General features: G+C 40.6%; 7 protein-coding genes. 5 read left to right on the top strand and 2 right to left on the bottom strand.

The genetic code is table 11. The features are described from left to right. A partial coding sequence (locus ARSQ2_RS15120) for an IS630 transposase-related protein (RefSeq protein WP_420837780.1) occupies window positions 1-175 on the bottom strand: 175 nt, incomplete at its 3' end. Window positions 176-248: 73 nt separating this feature from the next. Here ARSQ2_RS15120 and ARSQ2_RS11090 point away from each other — a divergent pair. From ARSQ2_RS11090 to ARSQ2_RS13320, 5 genes are all read left to right on the top strand, one after another. After that, window positions 249-587 carry a hypothetical protein gene (locus ARSQ2_RS11090; protein ID WP_181995329.1) on the top strand — a complete coding sequence of 113 codons (339 nt, stop codon included), beginning with the start codon at window positions 249-251 and terminating at the stop codon, window positions 585-587. Next, a complete protein-coding gene (locus tag ARSQ2_RS11085; protein WP_338078294.1) occupies window positions 565-804 on the top strand; it encodes an HP1 family phage holin in 240 nt (79 codons plus the stop codon). The genes ARSQ2_RS11090 and ARSQ2_RS11085 overlap by 23 nt, the downstream gene beginning before the upstream one ends. 45 nt (window positions 805-849) lie before the next feature. After that, window positions 850-1062 (top strand): glycoside hydrolase family protein, encoded by a 213-nt coding sequence (locus tag ARSQ2_RS14365; RefSeq protein ID WP_420837779.1) that lies wholly within the window; start codon window positions 850-852, stop codon window positions 1060-1062. Beyond that, the gene (locus ARSQ2_RS14360; protein ID WP_338078293.1) at window positions 974-1216 is read left to right on the top strand and encodes a glycoside hydrolase family protein; all 243 of its coding nucleotides are present in this window, start codon (window positions 974-976) and stop codon (window positions 1214-1216) included. Before ARSQ2_RS14365 ends, ARSQ2_RS14360 begins: the two co-directional genes overlap by 89 nt. Before the next feature lie 203 nt (window positions 1217-1419). Continuing rightward, on the top strand, window positions 1420-1665 hold the full coding sequence (locus ARSQ2_RS13320; protein WP_238334483.1) for a lysis system i-spanin subunit Rz: 246 nt from the start codon (window positions 1420-1422) through the stop codon (window positions 1663-1665). On the opposite strand, the gene ARSQ2_RS13315 is transcribed toward ARSQ2_RS13320, so the two are convergent. After that, window positions 1643-1901: hypothetical protein (locus ARSQ2_RS13315; RefSeq protein WP_238334482.1), on the bottom strand; the 259-nt coding region annotated here is incomplete at its 5' end. The two genes, ARSQ2_RS13320 and ARSQ2_RS13315, sit on opposite strands and share 23 nt — an antisense overlap.

Here is a 1901-nt window from a genome sequence, read left to right as displayed (position 1 = left end):
CGGATTTATCGATTTTTCGCTGATGCGTAGTCGATGCTTTTGGCTCTATTTGATTAATCCAACGCGATACAGATGCAGAGCCAATCCGAAATTGCTTCGTTGTTTCTCGGATACTCCACCCTTCTTCTTCCATCATAAATATCACTTTACGTCTAAAATCAATTGAATAGCTCATATAAATAATATCATCAAAATTAAGTCGCTTAGCTATACCGCCGGAACATTCAATAACAAACAGGAGGTCAAATATGGAAAGCAAGGATAATTCAAATGAAAAATTGTCCACTATCCCAGACACACGGCAATCCATGAATTATTGCGAGAGAGAAAAGTTGAAATCATTCGCTTATTCTTGTGAAAGACTAGGCGATACAGAGAGCCTTGTGTGTGCATTAATCATGATTACACACTGGTTTAGACAGAGTAAGAAGTGTCAATTTAATGAATTTGCTAGCCAGTGGACTAAGGCGCAAAAAGATATTGAAAAATTTGGGAAATCAACCAAGGCGATGCAAGATACGTGGCCTTTAAGCGGGAAGCCGAAAATGAAAAAAGGCAAGTGCTATTACCGAGATCATCAAAACTAGAAAATTTAATAAACATTCACGCCTCACCACCTCAAAACCTCACCGGAAGAAATTACATGATGGAAAAATATTCCAGCCCCTTGTCGTATCGTCGTATCTATGGGCTGGGGCGACAACTGTTATTGGTATTCTCACGCTCGAACAGTGGGTAGAGGTGATAGGTATCATCTGCACGATAGGGACATTTTTAGTCAACGTGTACTACCGCCGAAGGTAGTACAAACTCAAGGAGCGTCAGTATGAAAATACCGAAAAAATATTGATGGCAATGGGCGGTAGTGCTTTGTTTTTGGCCTCAAGCATGATAACGCATTTCGAAGGGTTGAGACTTAAACCGTATTTTGACGGGGCTGGTATTCTTTCTGTTTCCTACGGTCACACAGGCAATGATATTGAGCGTAACCGAACGTACACCAAAGCCGAATGTGATAAGTGGCTTGGTGACGGATTTGAAAGTGATAAAGCGTCATGTTGACCCGCTGGTTAAAGTCAATATCAATACACTGACTCAAGCAGCGCTTTACTCATTTGCTTACAACGTGGACGTGGGGAATTTTGCGAAATCCAGATTACTCAAAAACCTCAACGCCAATGACGGAAAGGGCGCTTGTGATGAGATGAAGCGATGAGTTTATGTTGATGGTAAAAGTGGAAAGGGTTAATGACCCCTCGGGAAATAGAGAGCGTAATATGTTATGGCGACCTTACACATTTATCGTAGCGATTATTTTCGCATTGGTTTTGTCACTCGTTTTCATCAACGAACGTTATCAAACCCATCAAACAAAACTATCAAGCGCTAAAACAGCATTATCAAGAGCAAATTGATGCCGTGAAATTACAACAGAATAAGATCGATGCTTTGCAAAAGATTGATATTCAACGCATCGAGGAAATGAAAAATGCCAAAGCTAAAATTTTCAAGCTCGATGATGCTGTTCGCGCTGGCACTAAGCGGTTGCGCGTCAACGCCGTGTGTCCAATACTAAAACCACTACCGCCAAGAGCAGATATGATGAAGCCACCCCACAACTTGGTGAGGCAGCTAGACAGGATTATTTTCGTCTCAGAGCGATGATAGTTGAAAACGAAAAGCAGACGGAATATCTACAGCAGTACATCAAAACACACTGTAAATAAGAAAAATAAGTGAAAAAATAATAGATAGCGTTAAGGAAAGTTGGGTGCATTGCATTCTCTCTATAGCTAAGCGACTTAATTTTGATTACACCATATTGAGTGCGAACAAAATATCTCTCTCTCGCATCCGAGCGCTCTTTTTTTGCATTTAGCTTATTCCCATTTATGTTCAAT

This window comes from Arsenophonus endosymbiont of Bemisia tabaci Q2 (genome assembly GCF_902713415.1).
In the GTDB taxonomy this organism is placed as follows: Bacteria; Pseudomonadota; Gammaproteobacteria; order Enterobacterales; family Enterobacteriaceae; genus Arsenophonus.
Note: the sequence above shows the minus strand (reverse complement) of the source record. Positions and strands in the feature narration are given on the sequence as shown.